Annotated in this window: 6 protein-coding genes; 5 read left to right on the top strand and 1 reads right to left on the bottom strand. The window is 66.4% G+C overall.

Features of this window, described 5'->3' with window-relative positions; all coding sequences use genetic code 11:
* Positions 1-122: 122 nt before the first annotated feature.
* The 4 genes from P3W97_RS09025 to P3W97_RS09010 are packed head-to-tail and all read left to right on the top strand — an operon-like array spanning position 123 to position 2838.
* Positions 123-803: an SDR family oxidoreductase gene (locus P3W97_RS09025; protein ID WP_367184613.1), complete on the top strand. Its 681-nt coding sequence runs from the start codon at positions 123-125 to the stop codon at positions 801-803.
* A 4-nt stretch (positions 804-807) separates the two neighbouring features.
* Positions 808-1203, top strand: a complete 396-nt coding sequence (locus tag P3W97_RS09020; RefSeq protein WP_300845983.1) for a dihydroneopterin aldolase — start codon at positions 808-810, stop codon at positions 1201-1203.
* A 56-nt stretch (positions 1204-1259) separates the two neighbouring features.
* Positions 1260-2189, top strand: coding sequence for a tRNA 2-thiocytidine(32) synthetase TtcA (gene ttcA / locus P3W97_RS09015; protein WP_300845981.1), 930 nt, complete (start codon positions 1260-1262; stop codon positions 2187-2189).
* Between the two features lies 1 nt (position 2190).
* A complete protein-coding gene (locus tag P3W97_RS09010) occupies positions 2191-2838 on the top strand; it encodes a hypothetical protein (RefSeq protein ID WP_300845979.1) in 648 nt (215 codons plus the stop codon).
* Positions 2839-2865: 27 nt separating this feature from the next.
* On the opposite strand, the gene P3W97_RS09005 is transcribed toward P3W97_RS09010, so the two are convergent.
* Positions 2866-3849, bottom strand: a complete 984-nt coding sequence (locus tag P3W97_RS09005; RefSeq protein WP_300845977.1) for a chemotaxis protein — start codon at positions 3847-3849, stop codon at positions 2866-2868.
* Positions 3850-3955: 106 nt separating this feature from the next.
* On the opposite strand from P3W97_RS09005, the gene P3W97_RS09000 reads away from it, so the two are divergent.
* Positions 3956-4390: histidine phosphatase family protein (locus tag P3W97_RS09000; protein WP_300845975.1), on the top strand; the 435-nt coding region annotated here is incomplete at its 3' end.

Genomic DNA, 4390 nt, shown 5'->3' with positions numbered 1-4390 from the left:
TCTAGATAATTAGTTATTTGGATTTGTGTGGCTTTATCGTGGGTTCGGTGTTTTTTATAAGTTATTGGGCTCTGTTGCTGTCTGGTTGTTTTGTGGCGGTTAATTAGCGGTGTTGGGCGGCGGTGGGGGCCGATACGGTGTGCGCGTGCCGACAATTTGGGGTGCAGGCCGAGGCGTTCGCCGCCGACCTCGCCGACGAGCAGGCCTGCCGCGAACTGGTGCCCAGGGTGACGCGGCGTTTTCCAGGGTTGTGCGCGCTGGTCAATTCCGCCTCGCGCTTCGAATACGACGACGCCCTGACGGTCAATGAGGCCAGCCTGCGCGCGCATTGGGCCCCCAACACGGCCGCCCCGGTGCTGCTGGCGCAGCAGCTGTACCGCCATTGGATGCAGCGTGTGCAGGCCTGTACCGACGAGACGTCACGCGAGGCACTGCGTGCGTCGGCCTGCGTGGTCAATCTGCTCGACCAAAAGTTGTGGAATCCCAACCCGGATTTCTTTAGCTACACCCTGTCGAAAGCTGCGCTGCGCAGCGCTACCGAACTGCTGGCACTGGCGCTGGCGCCGTGGGTGCGCGTTGTCGGCGTGGCGCCGGGGCTGACGCTGACCAGCCCGATGCTGGACGAGGCTGCCTTCGAGCGGCTCCATCGGATGGCACCGCTCGGTCGCGCCTCCACCCCCGAGGACGTGGCAGCAACGGTGCGCTTTGCGCTGGAAAACCGTTCGCTGACGGGCACGCACCTGCTGGTGGACGGCGGCCAGCATCTGTGGCGTTTCGAGCGCGACTTCTCATGCATGGGCTGAACCGATGGCCGCGCCCCCGCCCTCTGCCGCCCAACACAAGATCGGGCGCCAAATCCTGGCGCTCACGGGCCTGCGCTTCCACGCCAACCTGGGTATTCTGGCGCATGAGCGCGAGCGCTCGCAGCCAATCCAGGTGGATGCCGAGCTCAACCAAGGTTGGCAGCCGCTGCAACCCCACGGCGACGACATCCGCCAGGTGCTGGACTATCGCAAGGTGCGCCAGATCATCATCGATGAGTGCACCGCCGAGCACGTCAACCTGCTGGAGACGCTGATCGGCAAACTGGCCCATCGGCTGATGCAACTGCCCGGCGTGATCGGGGTGCGCGTGCGCATCGCCAAGCTGGAGATCTTTGACGACTGCGAGGTGGCGATCCGCATGGAATGCGGCCAGTGGTGAGCGCACGCGCGCCGTTTGGGGGACAATCGTCACCGATTTCGTCACTCATTCCCCCCATGGACGTCGCGTTCGAGAACCGCAAACTGGAAAAGCGCCTGTGCCGCCTGGTCGGCCAAGCCATCGACGACTATCGCATGATCGAGGACGGCGACCGCGTCATGGTCTGCCTCTCGGGCGGCAAGGACAGCCATTCGCTGCTGGACATCCTGATGCGGCTGCAGCGGCGCGCGCCGGCACGCTTCGAGCTGATCGCGGTCAATTTGGACCAGAAGCAACCCGGCTTTCCGGCCGAGGTGCTGCCCAACTACCTCCAAGGCCTGGGCATCCCGTTTCACATCGAGACGCAGGACACCTACTCCATCGTCAAGCAGGTCATCCCCGAAGGCAAGACGATGTGCAGCCTGTGCAGCCGGCTGCGCCGCGGCATCCTCTACCGCGTCGCACGCGAACTGGGCGCCACCAAAATCGCGCTGGGCCACCACCGCGACGACATCCTGCAGACGCTGCTGCTCAATATGTTCTTCGGCGCCAAGCTCAAGGGCATGCCGCCCAAGCTGGTCAGCGACAACGGCGAGCATGTCGTCATCCGCCCGCTGGCCTATGTGCCCGAGAAGGACCTGATCCGCTGGGCACAGGTGCGCCAGTTCCCCATCATCCCCTGCACCCTGTGCGGCAGCCAAGACCAGCTGCAGCGCAAGCAAGTCGGCGATTTGTTGCGCGAATGGGACCGGCGCTTTCCCGGCCGCGTAGCCAATATGCTCAAGGCGTTGCAAAATGTGGTGCCGAGCCATCTGATGGACCGCGAGCTGTATGACTTTGTAGGGGTGCGCGCCAACGGCCGGCCGGATGCGGATGGCGACCATGCCTTTGATGCGGAGGAACTGCCGATGCCGCAGCCCTTTGTCGCCACGCCGGACGAGGACGATGCCCCGCCCGCCGCACCGGCCCCCGAGCGCCGGGTATTCGCCCTGACGCCGGAGGGTTGATGTGACACGCGCCCGGCGATGGGGTTGGCGGGTGGCGCTGCTGGCGGCCGCGGCCCTGCTGGGCGGCTGCGCCACGCCACTGCGGCTGGAGCACACCGTGCACAGCCAAGCGGCCTGGGCCCCGGCCGCCCGCCCCACCCCCGGGGACCGTTACCTGTTCGAACGCCTGCCGTCGCAGCGCAGCGGTGACACCGCGCGCGAGCAAGACGCCCTGGAATCGCTGGCCGAGTCGGTGCTGGCTAGCAAAGGACTGCTGCGCGCTCAAGAGGCCTCCGTCGCGATGGGCAGCGCCGTACCGTGGGGCGTGCAACTGGTCGCGCGCTCGGTCAAGTATCCCTACGCGCCGTGGGATGCGCCCGAGCCGCGCCCCGGCTGGATGCCGTACGGCCAGGTCGTCGTCGGCCGCGGCGTGGTCAGTTCCATCGGCCTGCAGTGGCCGCTGCGCCCGCCTTACTATGTGCGCGAGCTGGCCTTGACGGTGCGCGACCGCCGCAGCGGCGAGGTGGTGTACGAAACCCGCGCCACGCAGGACGGCCCTTGGAACGATGCGCCGGCGCTGTGGCGGGCGCTGTTGGAAGCGGCGCTGGACGGCTTTCCGGACCCCGTACCGGAAGCGCGCCGCGTGGTCATCGAAGCGCCCCGACCCTGATCCGCCCGGGGTCACCCCGCCGGCGACTCAGCTTGTCTGCGCCGCCTTGGCCAACACCTGGCGCAGGGTTTCGGCCAGTTCTTTGGCGGCAAATTTGGCCACGTAGCCGTCGGCGCCGGTGCGCTGCACATGCTGCTCGTTGGCGTCGCCGGTCAAGGACGAATGAATGATGACCGGAATGGCCCGCAATGCCGGGTCACCCTTGATGTTGCGCGTCAAGGTAAAGCCGTCCATCTCGGGCATCTCCAGGTCGCTGAGCACCACCGCTACGCGGTCGGTGACCGGAATACCCTTGGCCCGGCAATCGGCGGCCAGATCTTGCAGGGTGGACCAGGCCTCCTGCCCATTCTTGGTCATGATGAAGGGCAGGTTAAGCACCTTGAGTTCCTGCTCGATCATGGTGCGGGCGACGAAGGAATCGTCGGCCGCCAGCACCACCGCCCCCGGTTTGAGGCGCGGCCCAGTGCCGACGTCTTCCTTCTTGATTTCGAGGGCCTCGCTGGGCATGACCCGCTGCAAGATGGACTCCACGTCGAGCACCTGCACCAGCTTGACACCCCCTTGACCGTCGTCGAGCCGCGCGATGCTCGTGACCAACCCGCGCGCCACCGATGCCGTGTGGTCTGCGGGCAGGATCTTGCCCCAATCCAGCCGCACGATGTCCTCCACCGATTCGGCCGCGAACGCTTGGGTGGAGCGAGCAAACTCCGTCACCAGCATCAGGTTGAGCCCCGTCTCGGGTGTGCAGCCGACGACCGCCGGCAAATCGATCACGGGGATGACCTGACCGCGCAGATTCACCATACCCAGCACATGCTGCGGCGCGCCGGCCATGGCGGTGAGCGCCGGCATGGCGACGATCTCGCGCACCTTGAAGACGTTGATGCCGAACAACTCCGCCTGCCCCCCCCCGGGCGCCTTGCCAAGCCGAAACAGCAGCATCTCGAATTTGTTGGAGGCGGTCAGGTTGGTCCGCTCATCGACTTCTTTCTGGAATGCGATACTGCTCATGGAGCTGCCTTTACGGAAGGGTGGGCTGGGGTGTGGTCACGGTCATGGAGGACCGAGGGAGTTACCATTCTAGGCAGTTCTATCGGCCCTGAGCAAGGCTCCCCACATGCATGTCACCCGCATCCTAGCCATTCGTCACGGCGAGACCGCCTGGAACCGCGATGCGCGTATTCAGGGCCAGATCGACATCCCGCTCAACGAGACCGGCCACTGGCAGGCCCAGCGCGTTGCCGCTGCGCTGCGGCACGAACCACTGGCGGCCGTCTACAGCAGCGACCTCAGCCGCGCACGTGCCACCGCCGAACCGCTGGCGCAGGCGCTGGGGCTGGCGGTGCAGACGCACCCCGGCCTGCGCGAGCGCTGCTTCGGTGTCTTGCAAGGCCGCACCTGGGCCGAGCTGGAACAGCAACACCCAGACGTCGTGCGCGCCTGGAAGGCGCGCGTGCCGGACTTCGCCCCGCCGGGTGGCGAGTCGCTGCTGGCGCTGCGCGCACGGGTGGAGACCACGTTTGCGGAGCTGGCTGCGCGCCACCCGGGGCAG

This window comes from Tepidimonas sp. (assembly GCF_029335975.1).
Classification (GTDB): domain Bacteria; phylum Pseudomonadota; class Gammaproteobacteria; order Burkholderiales; family Burkholderiaceae_C; genus Tepidimonas.
This window is presented reverse-complemented; position numbering and strand designations above follow the sequence as displayed.

Coding starts and splice junctions, on each gene's coding strand:
- P3W97_RS09020 (WP_300845983.1), top strand. CDS start 808: ATGGCCGCGCCCCCGCCCTCTGCCGCCCAACACAAGATCGGGCGCCAA.
- ttcA (WP_300845981.1), top strand. CDS start 1,260: ATGGACGTCGCGTTCGAGAACCGCAAACTGGAAAAGCGCCTGTGCCGC.
- P3W97_RS09005 (WP_300845977.1), bottom strand. CDS start 3,849: ATGAGCAGTATCGCATTCCAGAAAGAAGTCGATGAGCGGACCAACCTG.